The organism is Flavobacterium sp. BFFFF1, assembly GCF_002256285.1.
Lineage (GTDB): Bacteria > Bacteroidota > Bacteroidia > Flavobacteriales > Flavobacteriaceae > Flavobacterium.
In genome coordinates this window covers 104,462-122,474 of record NZ_NKJE01000010.1, presented here as the reverse complement: position 1 = coordinate 122,474, position 18,013 = coordinate 104,462, and the positions used below count along the sequence as shown (strand labels likewise).

Annotated in this window: 18 protein-coding genes; 14 read left to right on the top strand and 4 right to left on the bottom strand. The window is 40.8% G+C overall.

What is annotated here, in order from left to right:
- Positions 1-157: 157 nt before the first annotated feature.
- The 3 genes from CFE23_RS08335 to CFE23_RS08325 all read right to left on the bottom strand — a co-directional run bounded on the left by CFE23_RS08335 (position 158) and on the right by CFE23_RS08325 (position 3,566).
- On the bottom strand, positions 158-949 hold the full coding sequence (locus CFE23_RS08335; protein ID WP_291086679.1) for a Fic family protein: 792 nt from the start codon (positions 947-949) through the stop codon (positions 158-160).
- Positions 950-1,051: 102 nt separating this feature from the next.
- Positions 1,052-2,287: a hypothetical protein gene (locus CFE23_RS08330; RefSeq protein WP_291086677.1), complete on the bottom strand. Its 1,236-nt coding sequence runs from the start codon at positions 2,285-2,287 to the stop codon at positions 1,052-1,054.
- Complete coding sequence (locus CFE23_RS08325) at positions 2,277-3,566, bottom strand: DUF4270 family protein (RefSeq protein ID WP_291086675.1); 1,290 nt, start codon at positions 3,564-3,566, stop codon at positions 2,277-2,279. The genes CFE23_RS08330 and CFE23_RS08325 overlap by 11 nt, the downstream gene beginning before the upstream one ends.
- A gap of 182 nt (positions 3,567-3,748) precedes the next feature.
- Between CFE23_RS08325 and CFE23_RS08320 the strand changes: the two genes are divergently transcribed.
- From CFE23_RS08320 to CFE23_RS08260, 13 genes are all read left to right on the top strand, one after another.
- A complete protein-coding gene (locus CFE23_RS08320) occupies positions 3,749-4,651 on the top strand; it encodes a DUF6268 family outer membrane beta-barrel protein (protein ID WP_291086673.1) in 903 nt (300 codons plus the stop codon).
- Between the two features lie 2 nt (positions 4,652-4,653).
- Complete coding sequence (locus tag CFE23_RS08315) at positions 4,654-5,658, top strand: kelch repeat-containing protein (protein WP_291086671.1); 1,005 nt, start codon at positions 4,654-4,656, stop codon at positions 5,656-5,658.
- Entirely contained in the window at positions 5,651-5,980 is a 330-nt protein-coding gene (locus tag CFE23_RS08310; RefSeq protein ID WP_291086669.1) for a DUF4907 domain-containing protein, read from the top strand. Before CFE23_RS08315 ends, CFE23_RS08310 begins: the two co-directional genes overlap by 8 nt.
- The gene (locus tag CFE23_RS08305; RefSeq protein ID WP_291086667.1) at positions 5,961-7,040 is read left to right on the top strand and encodes a sensor histidine kinase; all 1,080 of its coding nucleotides are present in this window, start codon (positions 5,961-5,963) and stop codon (positions 7,038-7,040) included. Before CFE23_RS08310 ends, CFE23_RS08305 begins: the two co-directional genes overlap by 20 nt.
- A complete protein-coding gene (locus CFE23_RS08300; RefSeq protein ID WP_291086665.1) occupies positions 7,030-7,752 on the top strand; it encodes a LytTR family DNA-binding domain-containing protein in 723 nt (240 codons plus the stop codon). Before CFE23_RS08305 ends, CFE23_RS08300 begins: the two co-directional genes overlap by 11 nt.
- Positions 7,753-7,872: 120 nt before the next feature.
- Positions 7,873-8,238 (top strand): hypothetical protein, encoded by a 366-nt coding sequence (locus CFE23_RS08295; RefSeq protein ID WP_291086662.1) that lies wholly within the window; start codon positions 7,873-7,875, stop codon positions 8,236-8,238.
- A gap of 2 nt (positions 8,239-8,240) precedes the next feature.
- The gene (locus tag CFE23_RS08290) at positions 8,241-9,542 is read left to right on the top strand and encodes a TolC family protein (RefSeq protein WP_291086660.1); all 1,302 of its coding nucleotides are present in this window, start codon (positions 8,241-8,243) and stop codon (positions 9,540-9,542) included.
- Complete coding sequence (locus tag CFE23_RS08285; protein ID WP_291086658.1) at positions 9,539-10,678, top strand: HlyD family efflux transporter periplasmic adaptor subunit; 1,140 nt, start codon at positions 9,539-9,541, stop codon at positions 10,676-10,678. Before CFE23_RS08290 ends, CFE23_RS08285 begins: the two co-directional genes overlap by 4 nt.
- A 4-nt stretch (positions 10,679-10,682) precedes the next feature.
- Positions 10,683-11,891: an FtsX-like permease family protein gene (locus tag CFE23_RS08280; protein WP_291086656.1), complete on the top strand. Its 1,209-nt coding sequence runs from the start codon at positions 10,683-10,685 to the stop codon at positions 11,889-11,891.
- Between the two features lie 38 nt (positions 11,892-11,929).
- Positions 11,930-12,607, top strand: a complete 678-nt coding sequence (locus CFE23_RS08275) for an ABC transporter ATP-binding protein (protein ID WP_291086654.1) — start codon at positions 11,930-11,932, stop codon at positions 12,605-12,607.
- Between the two features lie 64 nt (positions 12,608-12,671).
- Positions 12,672-13,355 carry a response regulator transcription factor gene (locus CFE23_RS08270; protein ID WP_291086652.1) on the top strand — a complete coding sequence of 228 codons (684 nt, stop codon included), beginning with the start codon at positions 12,672-12,674 and terminating at the stop codon, positions 13,353-13,355.
- Between the two features lie 152 nt (positions 13,356-13,507).
- Positions 13,508-15,820 carry a TonB-dependent receptor gene (locus tag CFE23_RS08265; RefSeq protein WP_291086650.1) on the top strand — a complete coding sequence of 771 codons (2,313 nt, stop codon included), beginning with the start codon at positions 13,508-13,510 and terminating at the stop codon, positions 15,818-15,820.
- Between the two features lie 4 nt (positions 15,821-15,824).
- Positions 15,825-16,610, top strand: coding sequence for a DUF4249 domain-containing protein (locus tag CFE23_RS08260; protein ID WP_291086647.1), 786 nt, complete (start codon positions 15,825-15,827; stop codon positions 16,608-16,610).
- Positions 16,611-16,885: 275 nt separating this feature from the next.
- On the opposite strand, the gene CFE23_RS08255 is transcribed toward CFE23_RS08260, so the two are convergent.
- The gene (locus CFE23_RS08255) at positions 16,886-17,482 is read right to left on the bottom strand and encodes an NAD(P)H-dependent oxidoreductase (RefSeq protein WP_291086645.1); all 597 of its coding nucleotides are present in this window, start codon (positions 17,480-17,482) and stop codon (positions 16,886-16,888) included.
- A gap of 150 nt (positions 17,483-17,632) precedes the next feature.
- On the opposite strand from CFE23_RS08255, the gene CFE23_RS08250 reads away from it, so the two are divergent.
- Positions 17,633-18,001, top strand: coding sequence for a helix-turn-helix domain-containing protein (locus CFE23_RS08250; RefSeq protein ID WP_291086643.1), 369 nt, complete (start codon positions 17,633-17,635; stop codon positions 17,999-18,001).
- Positions 18,002-18,013 lie beyond the last annotated feature (12 nt).

The window sequence follows — 18,013 nt, the reverse complement described above, 5'->3', positions numbered from 1 at the left end:
GCGATACTGCGTCATTTTCTTAATGGCTGGTGGGTAACAAATACATGGGTTTGATGGTCGGCGCAAGCGCAAACACGGCAGTCTGTGGCAGCCTGTGGCACACTTAGCGGAACGACATCTTTAGGCATATTGCTCTATGTTATGGTCTACTTACGTCCTACTCCCTCTTTCCAGTTCTCGCATTTCCAATACTTTTGATACTTTCATAAAGTAGGTTGGCATTGACCAGTATTCGGTCTATTTCCTGCTCAAAAAACTGCTCTGTATGGCTATTCCAAGTGATTGGCCTATACTGAAGCGCATCAAAGCTTTTTGACAACGTTTGGATATACTCTTTCTTTTGGGTTGCGTTTTCAATAAATATGGGCGGATACAGTGCAAACATCAATATCCAGTTTTTTGCTACCCTGGTGACGCGTCCATTTCCATCAGCAAACGGGTGAATCCGAATCAATTCATGATGAAGGTAGATTGCTTTTACAATAGGGTTTTCTATTTGTTCCATCCTGTAATAAAGTTCGGACACCAATTGAGGAATCAAAGCCGGCAACGGGCAGATGTATCCACCAATCTGTACCGTGGTCCTCCGATACCCGTTAGGGTGTATCGCGTTGGTTTCCGGGCTTACCAATCGCAGCAATTGAAATAGTTGTATTTCGCTGTCGAAATCGCGCTGTGTTGTAATTTCCTCCACTACGAAATGCAGTGTTTTCTGAAGGTTTTGAAGATATTCCTCTACCTCTTCAGCAGTCTGTGCTTCCATTTGTGCATTTTTGATGCTAACCATTTCCTGGAGATCATTCATTCCAGCAAGGTAAATATCCAGCAAATCATCATCAAGGTGATCGCGGCTATAAATGATAAGCCGGTAAATCGACTTAATGATTTTGTCAATCTCCTTTATCTTCCCGTAATTTACTTTAAGTATTCCGATTGGTAAAAGTTCCATAATTTTAATTTTATTCGGGACGCGTTGTCCGAAAATTAAGTTCCCAGGCGATTGCCCGTCATTCAGTTTGCGATTTTGGCTGCTATTAAACTTTCTATAAAGTTAATCATATCTTCGTTTTACAAACCAAATATCGGAAAAGTCAAAGTTCAGGGAAATCGTATGATAATATTCCTTTACCAGAATATTTGACACAACGCCCCTGCTGCTGTATGCGTAAGAGATGTTAAGATAGGATTGCTTCCGGTTGTCCAGTGATATTCCTAAACCAGCAGTAATTGCACTCGTCGCAATTTTCTTACCATTGACCCTTAAATTGCCATCATCGTAATTGTAACCGACCCTAAAGCGGAAATCCCGCTCCGCACGCCTGTCCGAAGCACTTCGTTTTTCGATGCCAAACCCTAACATATTGGCATCGGTGTATCTGCCGATGGCGTCGGACTGGTTCAGGGAATTGTAAAAACTTCTCTTATAATCACTTACAAAGTTAAAAGTACGGAAATTGTATTTTATTCCAATAGTTATTTCTGTTGGCATTTTGTAAGACTTCAGTCTCAGGTTTTTTTGTTGTTCAATGTCTTCCGGCGTTTGGTCTACAATTTTTTTGACCTGCCTGTCTTTGGTACCGTTGAGCCTTGACTCTATTTTCAGGACCGATGCAACACTCAGATGAGGGTTTAGCTGGTATTGCATTCCGGCGCCTATGTCAAATCCACTATAGTAACTTTTATCCTCCAGCGTTAAATAATCAAATTCCAGTTGGACCATTTCCATTTGTTTGATGGTACCAAAAAGATAATGTGTGGAAATCCCCAGATTCAGTTTTTTGTTCATTTTCCGACCATAGTTTACGCTGACGGCATTAATTCCCCCACTTCCATTAATCGTACTTTGATATGTTTCTGTGGAGCCTCCAATATTGTTAACAACTCCCGCGAATAAATACCCTACCTCTGAGTAGGGCATTAATGAAATACTGATACCGGATATTGAGTCTAAAGGCAGGCCGATGCTGATGTTTGAAAACCCAAAACTGGGGATCTTTGAAGACGAATTGCTATTGCCAAAGCTGTTGTATTCAGACTTCAAACCGAAGTCAAAAAAGAATTTATTCAGCGGAGTGGTCGCTAATGATGACGGATTCAGTCCGTTCAGTTCCGATTCTCCGGATAACGCAATACCCGCCCTTCCCAGCGAATTCGTAATCCCGATATTATACTCGTTAATTTTACCGAGCCCAAAAAGGGAGTAAGGCGAAGCGGTAAGGTTATTGAGCTGACAAATACCTGAGTTAAAAAATAACAGGGCAAAAAAAATATAAATGCTATTTGTCATAGGTAAGGTAAGTAAAATTCAATTTTGCCTTTTTGCTGGGATGGTTATTGTCGTTCAAAACGAGTCTTGTCGTAACGGACCCGGCATTCAAGGGTACCAATACCAAGCCGTAGTCCTTAAATTCATTTCTGATTAATGTGTTTTCAAGAAACAATTCTACCGGCACACTGATGTATTTTTCGTCAAATTCAGGGTCTTCGATTTTAACCACAGCCCGCTTACTCTCAGATAAAAATTCATTGTTCCTGCCTACGACATACACCCGTAGTGAATCCCCGGTAAAGAGTGTTTCAGAGAAATAATCGTTACTGAGCGGAATTTTTAAAGACGCCTTATAGATGTCACCATCCAGATTCAGCTCGTCCATAGTAGCTTTAAAATTTGGAAAAGTAAATTTTGTGACGATGCCTTCCCCGCCCTGGACAAACGCGAGATGTCCGGTGGTATTCGTCGCGACTTCCGTTTCCTGATTTAAGAAGTTCATGGGAAGTACAGTTCCTTCCCTATTGCACACCACTTTTGTAAAATGATTTCTGTTGGTGTTAAAATCCTTATACTTAAAATCGTATGTTTTGACTTCTGTCGGCTCGTCGGGTACCGAATAATAGAACCTAAAATAACTTTTGTCAACGGAAAAGCTGATAATTGATGCATTTTCATCATCGCCGGGCGAGATTTTTAAACCCTTAAAATAGTCTCCTAATTCTTCGGCATTATTGATGATGCCGTTTCTAATCTTCAGGAATAAATTGTTGCCAAACGAATCACTCAACTTTGTAGTGATGCTGTCCTTACTAATTCTGGGAAAGAAGGTGCGTTCCCCTATTAAATTTGCAGAGGGAAAGTCTGAGGTGTTATAAAAGTTAACCTGCCCATTCTGGTAATCCAGCTTTTTGCTTAGTTCATATATCCTAAGCCTTTTCTGGGATAAGGTGTCATTATAGAAATAACCGGCGTACCCTAAATTGATCACGAGGCTGTCAAACACGGCATCGTCAGGAAGGTCAAATTGATCTGGAACAAACGTAATAAAACCACTGCATTCCACATCGCCAAACTGCGCGTCGTGATACCTGCCCACCAGGATATTATCATAAATGTCAGTAACAATGCTATCCAACTTGAATGTAGCCATCTTGAATGAAAATGTATCGATGACCTGCAAACGGATATTGCTGTCGACAAACTCACTCGAGGGGCTGAAAAAAGAAATGCCGTCCTTAGAACACGACGTGAAGGCCAAACAGCCAAACAATACGTACAAAATAAAATTCTTCATTATTTTTTTTACGAAACTATACAGCGCATGTTTTGTAAAAAATTGTTTTATACAGATCCTTAACAAATCCCGATACTATCCCAAATTTCGTCGACAACAACGGCAACCGTCCAAAATTCTGGGTTGTCGTTGAAAAACAGGTAATCATCCGTTAAAATCGCCTTAGTATCTATTTTGTTTTCATGGATAAAACAGCCAAATTACTTTTGGCCGATATTTACTTGACTATGGGTCGTTACAGTGTGTTTTTATTTATTGTTTTCTTTTACAAATCGTATGCTCAGGATCGTGGTACGGCAACTTATACCAAAGGATATTATCAAAACAGGCACCTGTTCTCGTCAAGTACAGATTATTTTAAGGTCGCCTATCGGATTAACAAAAAAACCAATCTGTTTGGCAGCTACACATTTACACAAATCAATGGCCAGCCCGATGCGGCTTTATTCAATGACCTCAACTTCAATGCAACCAATGCCATCGATATCGGTATCGTTAGGGAATTTAGTTTCGCCGGCCACTGGACGTCCAAGGTCTTGATTAATCCCAGGCTTGGCATTAATAAAATTGAAAACGCGCTATTTGAAGACATTGTCTTTAACAGCCAGCTGCTCATCGGAAAGAAATTAAATAAAAATTACAGCATATCCTTCGGATTGGAATATGGGACCTTATTCGGCACGCCATCAGTCTATCCGCTGTTCCACTTTGAAAAAGCTTTCAGTGAGAAGTTTCGGTTAAACATAGGATTTCCGGAGTCCATTATCGAATACAAAATAAACAACAGCCACGCGATGGTCTTAAACGCGGAATATCGCTCAGATTTCAGCCGCCTGCATCAGCTTGTGTACCAACCTGTAAGCCAGCCGATGGCGCGCTACCGCTCTTTGAATATCACAAGGCTTGAAATCAGACTACAGTACAATTATTCTTTTTTTGATAAGAGCACCGTTAGCATTTCAGCAGGCAAAACATTCTTCAATACCTCCAGGATCGCATTTGATAATGGTGAAACTGTGAATAATGACTTTAACAACAGATTTATAATTGAAATGGGCTTTAAGTATAATTTAAACTTTAAATAACAATGATTTACAAAAGAAAAATGCTAAATATCACCATCGCATTGATGGCCTCAGTACTGTTGACAGGATGCCGTGGTAACGACGATGAGGATGAAGACGTAGGTAACTGGATGACGGGCGCGACGTTTGACGGCGTCTCGCGAAGCAGTGCGGCTGCTTTTGTAATCGGCAACAAGGGATACGTTGGTACAGGCTATGATGGCGACGATTACCTCAATGATTTTTGGGAGTTTGATTTTGATGGAGGCTATTGGGTACAAAAGGCAAACTTTCCGGGTTCTGGACGCAGTTCAGCGTCTGCGTTCAGTATTGGCAACCACGGTTATATGGGAATTGGATATGATGGTACAGATGAGACAAAAGATTTCTACCGTTATGACCCTGCCAGCAACGCCTGGATGCCCATAGCCGATTTTGGAGGTAATTTGCGCCGGGGTGCAGTTTCTTTTAGTTCTGATACAAAAGGTTATATCGGATGTGGCTACGATGGAACAAATGATAAAAAGGATTTTTGGCGGTATAATCCTGATTCAGATACCTGGATAGAGATATTCGGATTCGGAGGCAACAAGCGCAGGGATGGAATCACGTTTAAAATAAACGACAAAGTGTATCTGGGAACCGGGAAATCAAATGGTGTAAATTTAAAAGATTTTTGGAGTTTTGACCTTGGGTCCGAATCCTGGGTAAAGTTAAGGGACATTTCGGTAGATTCCGATGACAGTAAAACAGATGACTACGCCATACTCAGAAGCAATGCTGCGGCATTTGCATTGGGGAATTTTGGTTATGTGACTACCGGAACTACCAACACCAACACGTGGGAGTATAATCCGCTTACAGATTATTGGACTAGAAAAACAACTTTAGAGGGAATTTCCCGCCAGGATGCCATCGCGATATCCAACGGCCAGCGTGCCTTTGTGCTATTGGGAAGGTCAGGTAATCTGTATTTAGACGATATGTTTGAATTCAAGCCGTTCGATACACAAACAGACGATGATTAAAACCTGCAGCATAACAAAAGCCATTATATTTGTGGTTGTCTTTCAGATTTTTAATTCCTGTACAGAAAAAAAAGGTTCATTCCACGGAGAGGTGTATAAGACCGAAACAGGGATGTTTGGGTATCGTATATTCCACAATGGGAAGCTCTTTATCAAACAGGAAACGGTCCCGGCCCTTCGAGGCAACACGCGCTTTCCTGATAGCTTAACGACGTTGAGAACACTGGATCTCGTATTAGGTAAATTGAATAAAGGAATGGCGCCCGGACTATCACCCGAAGACATGGAAAAAATAAAAACACATGCTGACATTAAAAAATAAGGCTGGCTCCTACTTTGCACTCCATCCCACCCGAGCAAAAATTTTGTTGCATATTTTGGTTTGGCTGATGTTTTTTTCGATTCCATTCTACGTCGTTACCATAACGGGGAACGATTTGAAGAATTTCTTTTCTATTCTGGCAATCAATGTCGTACTGTTCTATTTCAATTTCCTATATGTGGTTCCGAAATACTTCATGAAGAAGCGGTGGAAGATGTATTCCGCTGCTTTCCTTGTGATTTTTTCTGTCTACATCTATCTATTTGTTTTTGTGATTTCAATGCCGCCCCCGGGATTTAAGGAGTTCGATCAATTGCCTTTAAAATTCAGGGAAGCGCTTGGTGACAACCCCAAATTTAACTTCTTTCCCGGATTCATATTTTTCACGCTGATGATCTCCGTCAGTTCATTCCTGAAATTTGTAGAGGTGTGGAATGAAAATTCCAAGAAGAATAGGGAAATAGAAAACGCGAATCGTACCATTGAGTTAAATTTTCTGAAGTCTCAATTAAAACCACATTTTTTCTTCAATTCGCTCAACACCATATATTCTCTTTCGATTGCCAAATCAGAAAAAACATCTGAAGCAATCTTGAATCTTTCCGAGCTCATGAGGTATATCGTAATGGATAAAAAAGACAGTTCCATAAACCGAAAAGTTAAACTGGAGGATGAGCTGAACTATATCAGCAACTACATTGAACTCCAAAAATTAAGGTTTACAAACAACAATTTTGTTGCCTTTTTAACCAGCGGGAAAGTAGATGATGTCGAAATTTACCCTTTGCTGTTTATATCGTTTATCGAAAATGCCTTTAAATACGGCGTGCATCCTACAGACCAGTCCATAATCAGTATTACCTTCTCAATTGAGCAAAAAAAACTTAAATTTGAAGTTACGAACGATATTCATTTTCAGCAAAATTCTTACGATTCGTTCGAATTGGGCAACGAGAATTCTATCAGGAGATTAAATCTTTATTATCCAAATAACCGACTTGAGATCACTTCAAAAGACAAATACACTGTTTCCATATTGATCGATTTAGATGAGAATTAATACCGTTATTATTGATGATGAGCCACTGGCTATTGAAGTTCTGAAAAAATTCTCAGAGACGACCCAGGGCATAGAAATAGTGGCCACATTTACGAACCCCGTGGCGGCAATTAAATATTTGTCCGAAAATAAGGTCGATCTGGTATTTCTCGACATTGAAATGCCGCTCATAAATGGTGTCGATCTTGTTGATGCCCTGAATCACAAACCCAACCTAATTTTTACTACGGCGTTCCCACAGTATGCGATCGAAGGGTTTAATCTTGACGCTGTTGACTACCTTTTAAAGCCTGTGTCGTATAAGCGCTTTTTAAAAGCAGTCAATAAGATTACTAAGACATTGCCTGAAGGCGATGGTCAGCAGCCGTTGAATTACCAAAAGAAATCAGCGTCAGAACATCGGTTTATCTTCGTTAAGTCTGACTACGAAAATCTTAAGGTAAATATTCATGAAATCACCTATATTGAAGGGCTGAAAGATTACTTGAAAATAAATCTATGCAACGGTAAATATGTTTTGACCTTATCGAATTTTTCATCACTCATCCAAAAAATTGACACTCCGGATTTTATCAGGACGCATAATTCTTTTATAGTTAATCTAAACTACGTCGTCTCCATTCAGAAAAACAAAGTCCTGGTAGGGGATAAACGAATCCCTATTAGTGAAACCTACAAAAAAGACTTTTTTGATAAAGTCAGGCTCACTTAAATAGCCTTATGCCGCAGTAACGATCTGTTAAAACACAATACCTGTAGACAGATACATTGTGGTTGTAGAACTTTTTTTTTAACCTTTTTTATCCGTTGTAACTTCGTCAGAAATCTACTGATGATGAATCCAATATACACACAATTTCTTTCCATCGTCTCTTTTTTCATGCTTCAGGCAAAAAGTGACCCACTCATCGGCACATGGAAATCTAAAGAAACTAAGCCTAAAACAATTTACTTCACTGAAAAGGACGGTTTCCTGCAAGGTAAAATTGTGATGAATGATAACGATTCTTCTGCCGGAGGTGAAATTAAACAGCTGATTTTTAATCCCAAACTCAAAGCGTACGAGGGTGAAATGTCACCTCCAGGCGAAGACAAGTCTCTAAAAATCAAGATCATGATAGTCCAAAAAAATGAATTAAAACTAATACTAGAAAAATTCTACCTGTCTAAAACAATCTATTTTACCCGAGTTCAATAAGTATGAAGAAAATTGTTACCGTGCTGCTTGCATTAACCGTAAACATTGTTGCTGCACAGATTAAGTTCAACAACTTTAATGACGTGTTGGTTCATGTAAGACAGAATAATACGACACTCGAAAAAGACCAGTTAAAAATCGAGCAGGCACATAAAGCAAAGATTGCAGCCGTAGTCAATGTCGTCAACCCATTAATAAACAACACCATGACATACGTTGACAACATCAAGCTTCCTGTATCGGTGTTCCCGTCTGAAATACTGGGTGGCACGCCCGGAACATATTCAGAAGTAGAAACAGGGATCAGGTATACGAATACGATCAACCAAAATGTAGAATTGAATTTGATAAATTTCCAGGCATGGGAGAATGTAAGGCTTACAAAATGGAATGAACTGGCGGTTGGCCTGGACAGCAGCCTTAATAAAAAGTCGCTTTTTGAAAATATAAATGCCAGCTACTACAATATCCTGACATTGCAACAACAGCTAAGAAGTACCATCACGAATCAGGTTGCGGCAGACAGCCTATTTAAAGTAGCCACAGAAAAATATATGCACGGATTGGTCCGCCAGCAAGATGTAAATGACTCCCGGGTAAACTATATAGCAACTCGGGAAAACGCCCGCCAAATTGCATTCCTTCTGGAAAACAATATTTTAGAGTTCAAGATACTATGTGATATCCGACCAGATGAAACGATAGATTTTAACGACCCTGTCGGGCAGGAACCCATATCAGAAATTAACGTAAATGAGAATGGTCTCGAATTGTCGAGGCAGTGGGCGTTGGAGCAGTATGCCTTAAGCAACCTGAATTACCAAAGGAAAGAAAGTCTTCCAACACTCTCGCTAATAGGATCTCAATCATGGCAACTGTTCAACAATGATTTTAAGGTTTTTGACGGCCGTTGGGTGAATTCAAGTTACATCGGCTTTAAATTGTCATTGCCACTGCCGACCTCCAAATCTGTTGGCAGTCTGGCAAAGGCAAAATACGAGTACCAGATTGCACAAAAAAATACTGAACAAGCCCGTATAAAATCCAAAAACCTTTCGATGCAGTTAAAAAACGATTTCGATAAAACAGTTTCTCAGTATCATACAGATGAGGAAATTTTTTATTTGAGAAAAGACACCTACAACAAGAACAAAAGCCTGTATGCTGAAGGATTAATTGGGATGGACCAAACATTAAACAGCTACAATGCCATGGTGAATGCGGAGTATAGCCTTACTGCGTCGAGACTGAATATCAAGAAACTCGCCACAAAAATTTCAATTAATAATGACATAAACCAATGAAAAAAAACATACACCTCACGATACTGATTACTTTTTGCCTGTTGTCATGCGGCAGGAAAACAGAGGAAGTCACCCCAATCAGGAAAGACGTAACGGAAGCGGTTTTTGCGTCTGGTATTCTCGAAGCTGACAACACCTATACCTTAAAAGCCCAGACTGATGGCTATCTAAAAGAGATCCATTTTGTAGAAGGAGATAGGATCACCATAGGATCCCTATTGGCAGTGATTGATAACAGGGAAAATGTAATCAATGACAAAAGTGCAGCAGCCCTCTATCAGATAGCCGAAAACAACATAAAAGTCGATGCTCCTGCACTCCTACAGGCCCAAAATAATATTGCTGTCAATAAACTGAAAGTCAGCCAGGACTCGCTACAGTTGGCGCGATACAAATCCTTGTGGCTGCAAAATAGTGTTTCAAGGGTAGATTATGAAAATGCATCATTGCAATACAACACGTCGCTGGCGAACTACGAGAACGCGCTTGAAAGTTTCAATATCCTGAAACAGCAGGCGAGACAGCAGTTAATCAGCAGTACGGCTTCAAAGAATGTGAATAAAAGTCTGTTTAACAATAATACGCTCAAGGCCATTGTTCCGGGAAAAATACTCAGGAAGTACAAACAAGCTGGCGATTATGTGTCGCGTGGTGAAGCGATTGCTCTGATTGGAGATTCGAATGCGTTATATGCCAAAGTAAATGTTGATGAAGGCAACATCGGCCGGGTTAAATTAGGGCAAAAGGCCTTGGTACAGCTTAATACTGACAAAGGTATTGTATATGACGGGGTGGTTTCGGAAATATATCCTTCTTTTGACGAAGCCAGCCAATCTTTCCTGTGCAAAATTAAATTTTCGAAAAAGCCCGGATTTGAAGTGGTCAATACACAACTTCAGGCCAACATTATTGTAGGCTTTACGAAAAATGCGATGCTCATTCCAAGAAACTATGTGGACTACTCCGGAAACGTGATGATAAAAGGAAGAAAAAACAGCACCCGAATTAAAACAAAGTTTATGAGTAGTGATTGGGTGCAGGTGATTAGTGGTATTCATGACTTTACCATTTTGAGTACTGAAAATATCGCCGAAAATAATGTACCTGTATCTGAACTAGGTTCTCAAATGCACTAGTACCATGGTAAAAGATGTAAATATAGAAATTGCGTTGACCCATGTAATCACGAGAAAAAAACAAACCATCGTCGCTGCCCTGGGTGTTACAATTGGCGTTGGAATTTATCTGTTCATGAATTCGTTGGGTTCGGGGTTTACCAGTTTTTCAAGAAATGAGATATTTAAGAACAATGCGCACATTAAAATATATAAGGACGACGAGTTAAGTGTACCCATTACTAAAAACACTACAAATACAGGTATTACATTGATTGTAAACCCGCAGATAACGACGCTGTCAAAAAAAATAATCAATCCGGAAGCGCTTTTACAACAGGTTAAAAAACAACCCTACGTTACGAATGCATTAGCCCAAGTCAATTTCGATGCGTTTTATAACAAAGGAAAGGCACAAATAAAAGGTACTGGAAATGGTGTCGTTATCGCAGATTATAACGCGATGTTTAACCTGGGAAAGTATATGGTTGCGGGAAGTATAAATTCATTGAATGGAAATAACAACGGCATCATTATCGGTAGCGGTATAGCCAAAAAATTATGTTTAGGCCTTAACAACAGTATCACGGTGTCCTCTTCGTTCAATGTAATCAAGGTGATGAAAATCGTCGGCATATTTACTACTGGAAATAGCATGAACGACCAGCAAAAATCATATGTTAATATCGCCACTGCACAGCAGTTCCTGAAAGAAGGTCCCTCCTATGTAAGTACCATTTTTATCAATACGCCAAATCCGGACAATACAGAAAGTTACGTAAAAAAACTCCAGCGTTTAACCCACTACACTGTAGAAGACTGGAAGACCACAAATGCCGACGTGTTGATGGGCGCCATATCTTTCTCTATCCTATTCGTGGCCGCTTTCGGGATTTATAACATTTTAAGTGCTACGATAACACAAAAAATAAATGATATCGCGATTTTGAAAGCAACTGGGTTTTCCAGTGGAGATGTCGTAAGGGTTTTTGTTCTGGAGGCATTGATAATGGGGTGTATAGGCACTTTTTTTGGTTTAATACTGGGTGCAATTCTGATAGCAATAATGTCAAAAATTTACATGGGGGGGCCAGTAGGATACTTCCCAATATCTTTTGAATTAAATCTGTTTGCCTACAGCCTGATGCTGGGAATATTTATAACCGTATGCGCCGGCTATTTTCCCGCGAGAAGGGCTGCCAGAATTGATCCGGTAGAAATATTCCGAAAATAGCCCAGGTATACGCAGGAATCATTTTCAAATTTTAACCTATGGAGAAAGAGATCGTTTTAAGCACGGAAAATATCAATAAGTTTTTTCACGAACCGGTAAAGTTTCAGGTTTTGAAGGATATTACTTTCGACGTTTTCAGTGGAGAATTCCTAACACTCGTAGGAAAAAGCGGTTCTGGGAAATCGACGCTGCTGTATTGTTTGAGCACTATGGACACTCAGTATGAAGGGAACCTGTACATCAAAGGCGAAAATCTGCAACATAAGTCGATTAATGAATTGGCTGCTATTAGGAATGAGAACATCGGATTCGTTTTTCAGTTTCATTACCTTCTTCCCGAATTTTCCTGTTTAAAAAACGTCATGCTGCCCGCCCAAAAACTGGGTAGACACTCCATACAGGAAATAGAAGAAATGGCCTATAATAAACTCGAATTGTTGGGTGTAAAGGATCAGGCCTTAAAACCCGCTTCAAAATTAAGTGGTGGCCAGCAACAAAGGGTTTCAATAGCGAGAGCGCTTATAAATAATCCTGCCATCATCATGGGCGATGAACCTACTGGTAACCTTGATTCGAAGAACGCACAAAACGTATTTGAAATTTTTAAGGAATTAGCACATGACTTTGGTCAAACCATTATTGCCGTCACGCATGACAAAGATTTTGCCGATAATAGTGACCGGATCATTGTTTTGGAAGATGGCAGGATCGTGTGATCTGAAGGCTTACGGAGAATATCCTTCTATGTAATTATATAATAGAACATCAAAATCTTATGCTTTGGAACCCCGAATTATTATAATTACTGACTGCGCTGATGGCAGCCGTCTGAGAGACTTCCTGATGGTAAATGATGTCAACGTGACCACTACTACCCACGTTGAGCGCGGTTTTAAAAAACTGGGAACAGCGTTTTTTGATGTGTGCATCATTTATACGCAAGCGGTTTATAGCGATCTCCTGGATGAAATTCGAAAAAACAGGGCGGACAACATCAGATTGCCAATATATATTATCGCGCAGCATTTTTCAAAAACTAACGTTCTCGATGCCTATGCCTCAGGAATAGACGATTTTTTTGATAGTGCCTTCGATGCAGAAATCTTATTAATAAAAATCTCAAATGTTATTCGGAGAAGATCACTACTGACTGCTGAAAGCCAAGGTATCGTCTTCGGCAAATACCATCTCAGGCATGAATTAAGGCAACTCGTCTATGATGGTGATACGGTCATCCATCTCACGATCAAGGAATTCGAGCTACTTTTTTTAATGGCATCAAATTTTGGTGAATTGGTTCCTAAAAATCAGGCCATGCGGACGGTTTGGAAAAGGAACGATTGCTTTACGAGTAAATGTCTCGATGTCTATATCTGGAAATTAAGAAAACACCTGGCAATGGATGTAAGCCTGTCAATAAAAAACGTAAGAAACAGTGGATTTTTACTTACCAACAAAAATTAGTATTCGCAATTGTCTATAAAAATCGGGCTGTCATGCGAACAAACAGCCTATCGGTATAATGGTTTTTTTTATCTGAAATTATACCTGGTATTTTGCCGCAGTGAACCACGCAATAATAGCAATTAAAATCCAGGCACCTGGAAACACCTCATATGACACATCTTACATTAATAGAAAAAACCGCTTTAGTTTTTCTTTTCTTCGTAAATGCAGCGCTTGCTCAAACGTTTACAATAAATGGGAAAGTTACCGACGCGTCTAATGGAGAGACGCTGCTGGGTTGTAATATTTTAGTTATCGGGGAAGGGAAATCCATTCGCGCATCTACGAATGAATATGGATTCTATTCCATAACCCTTGCGAAAGGAACGTATGAGTTAAGATTCAGCTACGTTGGATATATCGAATATGGAACCGATATTGCGCTAAACGGGAATACAGTATTGAATGTTGTCCTAACGGATAATAGTACACTCAGCGAGGTGGTAATAAGTACTAATAAAAATGATAAGACCAAGTCTACCTCCATTGGGTCCGAAAGGATAAACATCAAAGACATAGAAAATCTGCCGGTGATATTCGGTGAAAAAGATATCCTTAAGACCATACAGCTTTTGCCCGGCGTAAAATCAAATGGTGAAGCAGGAATTGGCTTTTCTGTACGTGGGGGCGGATTTGATCAAAATCTGATTTTACTTGACGAAGCGCCAGTTTACAATGCGTCACACCTACTGGGCTTTTTCAGTACTTTTAACAGTGATGCGTTAAAATCTGCTACATTAATCAAAGGAAATCCACCTGCACAATATGGTGGGAGACTTTCATCTGTTCTCGATGTCGTTATGAAAGATGGGGGGAATCAGGAAGCTACTTACAGTGGGGGACTTGGCTTGATCAGTAGCCGAATTAATATCGCTGCCCCTATCCAAAAAAATAAATCATCCTTTTTAATTTCTGCACGAAGGACTTATGCCGATCTGTTTTTAAAGGCATCAAAGGATTTTAAGGACAACCAAATTTACTTTTATGATCTGAATTTTAAGGCGAACTATGAAATTAACGCAAAAAACAAAGCCTACCTTTCCGCCTATTTTGGTCGGGATGTACTGGGTATAGGAACAGGGTTTGGCATCGATTGGGGAAATGCAACCGCAACATTTCGGCTGAACAGTATTCTGAGTCCAAAAGTCTTTGTAAACACATCACTGATTTACAGTAAATACTCCTACAACGTTTCCATCAATTCCGGAAGTGATGTCGACTTTGGCTCAACATTGGAAGACTATAATTTAAAACAGGACTATCAATGGTATTTCAATACCCGGAATAAGCTTCGATTCGGCTTTAACACCATATTTCACAACATTGACCCCACACGTGTTTCGGGCGACCAGATCAGTCAGGACGTCTCTGCAAAAACCATAAGGAAAAACATCGAAAATGCCTTATACCTATCGCATGAATATCAGGTCTTTGATTGGATGAAGACCGAATACGGCGTTCGATACAGCGCCTTCAGCATTATGGGTTCCGGGCTTTATAATTACTATTCCGCTGGCGTTAAAACAGGGTCTGTAGAACTAGAAAAAGGGGAAATCGGTAAAACTTACTCCAATCTTGAGCCGCGCCTTTCCGTTAACTTTAATTTGTCACAGCATTCGAGCATCAAATTAGCCTATGCGAAGAACACACAAAACCTGCACCTTTTAAGCAATTCTACTTCCGGACGCCCTTCGGATCAATGGATAGGAAGTACGTTCAACGTTAAACCTGAAATCAGCCATCAATTTTCAGCAGGATACTTTCGGTACTTCGGAAATGGAAACTATGAACTCAATACGGAGGCTTATTACAAAAAGCTTACGAACCAAATAGATTATAAAAATGGGGCCAATATTAATACCGCACCAGATTTGGAAAGCGAACTACTTTATGGGAAGGGAAGGGCGTATGGGTTTGAAATGCAAATAAAGAAAAACAAGGGGAAATTTACAGGCTGGCTCAGCTATACCCTATCAAAAACCGAAAAGCAAATTGATGGAATCAATAACGATCGGTGGTATAACGCAAGACAAGACCGCACCCACGACCTATCACTTGTCAGCACGTATGAGTTTAACGACAAGTGGACATTCTCCGCTTTATTCGTTTACAATACGGGGAATGCAGTAACATTTCCGAGCGGAAAATATGAGATTAATGGCTCGACCGTCTTCTATTACAACGGGCGAAATCAGGACAGAATGCCAGATTACCATCGCCTGGACTTAAGCGCTACATTAAAATTACGATCATCTAAAGAATACAATAGCAGTCTCAACTTCAGTCTTTACAATGCTTATGGCCGGGAAAACGCATACCTTATCGATTTTGAAGATGATCCAGATAATCCGGCGCAAACACGTGCAGTCCAAACAGCACTATTTAAGTTTATTCCAAGTGTGACCTACAATTTTAGCTTTTGATCTTATGAAAAAATATCTTTTACTAAGTGTGCTTTTTTGTTTGATATCCTGTGAGAAAGAAATTACATTATCACTGGATCCAATGCAAAGCCAGTATGTTATTGAAGGGGTTATTACAAATAGCGCAACGACACAAACGGTCCGTATCAGCAAATCTGTTGACTTTTATGATGCAGCACCCTATCCTGCAATATCCGGAGCCACCGTAACGGTTACAGATGGTGGCAACAGCCCTGTCGCATTTACTGAGACGAGCCCTGGCACCTATACTGCAGAAAATTTCCAGGGTATTCCAGGACACACCTATACCCTTTTAGTGACGATTAACAACATCGCATATTTTGCGACAAGCACCATGCCATTGGTTGTTCCATTAGACGGTTTAGCGTATGAGGAAAATAGCTTTAATCCCCCGGGAGAAGAGACCAACTATGTCGTAACGCCTAAATTCATCGACCCCGCTGATGAAAAAAATTTCTACAGGTTTGATTTGGTGGTCAACGGCATTAAAGATAAAGGCTTTTTTACACTTGACGACAACCTCATCAATGGCCAGATAAATACGTTCGGTATTTCAAGCACTGACGAAAACAATACCATAAAATCTGGTTCGACAGTAGATTTAGATTTGATCGGAATTGACAAAAATTGTTATGATTATTTTTATGTTTTAGAGCAAAATGCTGATAGCCAGAATACCCCTAACAACCCTAACTCGAATATATCCGGTAATATTCTTGGTTATTTTTCAGCACAGAATAGGCAAACTCAAAGCGTCACAATACCGTAATACTGGCCATGCTATTTGGCTTAAAGGCTATGGGTGTATTCACTCATCTGAATGAATCGACAGCGGCGGAAGGAAACACCCTATGGCGTAACCGAAAACCATGTATCGGCCGGATGTAAACGCTCGATTATCGCGCATTCAATTCCGGTGCTAATAACGCAGCGCACATGTTCACTCACGGTTGTAACCAAAAACTAAAATAACATGTAAAAAAACAGCCACAACGCACCGCAATAATACGGTACGCTGTGGCTGCTTATGAAAACCAACGAGACTTACACGACCATGGTGTCAATGACGTTTTGCAGGACTTTGTCGCCATCGGGCATTTTGAGGCCTTCGGCACGGAACGTCGTGATGTCGGTGAGGCCGATGAAACCAAGGGCCTTGCGCAGGTAAGGATCGGTGAAATCATAGGCTGACATCGCCCCTTCGGCATAGATACCGCCCGAGGCAATGGCCAGGTAGATCTTCTTGTCGCCGAGCAAACCGATTGGGCCGTTGGGACCGTAACTGAAGGTTACACCGGCCCGAAACACGTGGTCGATCCATGCTTTTACCGTGGATGGAATTCCGAAATTGTACATCGGGATGCCGATCACGACAAAATCGGCTTCGCTGAGTTCGGCGATGGCCGCATCGGATTTTGCGATGGCAGCCCGTTGTGCCTCGCTGTGGATGTCTGCCGGGGTAAACAATGCGGCAAGCAGCGTATCGTCTAAATGGGGCAAAGGGTTTTGGGACAGGTCGCGCACCGTCACTACGCTGCCGGGATTTTCGTCCTCAAGGCGCGCGGCAATGCTCATAGACAATTGGGTACTGGTGGATTCCGCACCTCTTGGGCTGGAAATAATAATCAATATTTTTTTCATGGTTTTAAATGTGATGCCGTTTCCGGCGTTATGCCGACAATTTTGCTTGTTTTGTCGATACAAAATTACATACCTTTGCTATACAAAAGGAAGTACTATACCGTTGTATAGTGCTATACTCTGATATAGTGATCCAAAAAACCTACAGCTATGATGGACAAACCTGAAAGAAACCGCACGGAATGCCAGTCTTTGATACGCCCGGTGCATGATGCGCTCGAAGTACTGCAGGGCAAGTGGAAGCTGCCGATTATTATTGCGCTGTCGTTTGGCAGCAAGCGGTTTTCAGAAATGGCCAGGGAGATCCCAAAGATCACGGACAGGATGTTGTCGAAGGAACTTCGGGATATGGAGGTCAACGGGCTGGTCAAACGTACGGTACATGACAGCATCCCGGTGGTGGTGGAATATTCGCTCACCGAATACGGGCAGTCGCTCGACCCGGTGATCATCGAACTGCGGAAATGGGGTATGGAACACCGCCGCCGTGCCGGTGTGGCAGCCGGACAAAGTGAATAGCTGGGGTAAACC

Excerpts from the sequence above, each read along its gene's own strand:
- CFE23_RS08335 (WP_291086679.1), bottom strand. The coding sequence starts at position 949 with ATGGAACTTTTACCAATCGGAATACTTAAAGTAAATTACGGGAAGATA.
- CFE23_RS08330 (WP_291086677.1), bottom strand. The coding sequence starts at position 2,287 with ATGACAAATAGCATTTATATTTTTTTTGCCCTGTTATTTTTTAACTCA.
- CFE23_RS08325 (WP_291086675.1), bottom strand. The coding sequence starts at position 3,566 with ATGAAGAATTTTATTTTGTACGTATTGTTTGGCTGTTTGGCCTTCACG.
- CFE23_RS08320 (WP_291086673.1), top strand. The coding sequence starts at position 3,749 with ATGGATAAAACAGCCAAATTACTTTTGGCCGATATTTACTTGACTATG.
- CFE23_RS08315 (WP_291086671.1), top strand. The coding sequence starts at position 4,654 with ATGATTTACAAAAGAAAAATGCTAAATATCACCATCGCATTGATGGCC.
- CFE23_RS08310 (WP_291086669.1), top strand. The coding sequence starts at position 5,651 with ATGATTAAAACCTGCAGCATAACAAAAGCCATTATATTTGTGGTTGTC.
- CFE23_RS08305 (WP_291086667.1), top strand. The coding sequence starts at position 5,961 with ATGCTGACATTAAAAAATAAGGCTGGCTCCTACTTTGCACTCCATCCC.
- CFE23_RS08300 (WP_291086665.1), top strand. The coding sequence starts at position 7,030 with ATGAGAATTAATACCGTTATTATTGATGATGAGCCACTGGCTATTGAA.
- CFE23_RS08295 (WP_291086662.1), top strand. The coding sequence starts at position 7,873 with ATGATGAATCCAATATACACACAATTTCTTTCCATCGTCTCTTTTTTC.
- CFE23_RS08290 (WP_291086660.1), top strand. The coding sequence starts at position 8,241 with ATGAAGAAAATTGTTACCGTGCTGCTTGCATTAACCGTAAACATTGTT.
- CFE23_RS08285 (WP_291086658.1), top strand. The coding sequence starts at position 9,539 with ATGAAAAAAAACATACACCTCACGATACTGATTACTTTTTGCCTGTTG.
- CFE23_RS08280 (WP_291086656.1), top strand. The coding sequence starts at position 10,683 with ATGGTAAAAGATGTAAATATAGAAATTGCGTTGACCCATGTAATCACG.
- CFE23_RS08275 (WP_291086654.1), top strand. The coding sequence starts at position 11,930 with ATGGAGAAAGAGATCGTTTTAAGCACGGAAAATATCAATAAGTTTTTT.
- CFE23_RS08265 (WP_291086650.1), top strand. The coding sequence starts at position 13,508 with ATGACACATCTTACATTAATAGAAAAAACCGCTTTAGTTTTTCTTTTC.
- CFE23_RS08260 (WP_291086647.1), top strand. The coding sequence starts at position 15,825 with ATGAAAAAATATCTTTTACTAAGTGTGCTTTTTTGTTTGATATCCTGT.
- CFE23_RS08255 (WP_291086645.1), bottom strand. The coding sequence starts at position 17,482 with ATGAAAAAAATATTGATTATTATTTCCAGCCCAAGAGGTGCGGAATCC.
- CFE23_RS08250 (WP_291086643.1), top strand. The coding sequence starts at position 17,633 with ATGATGGACAAACCTGAAAGAAACCGCACGGAATGCCAGTCTTTGATA.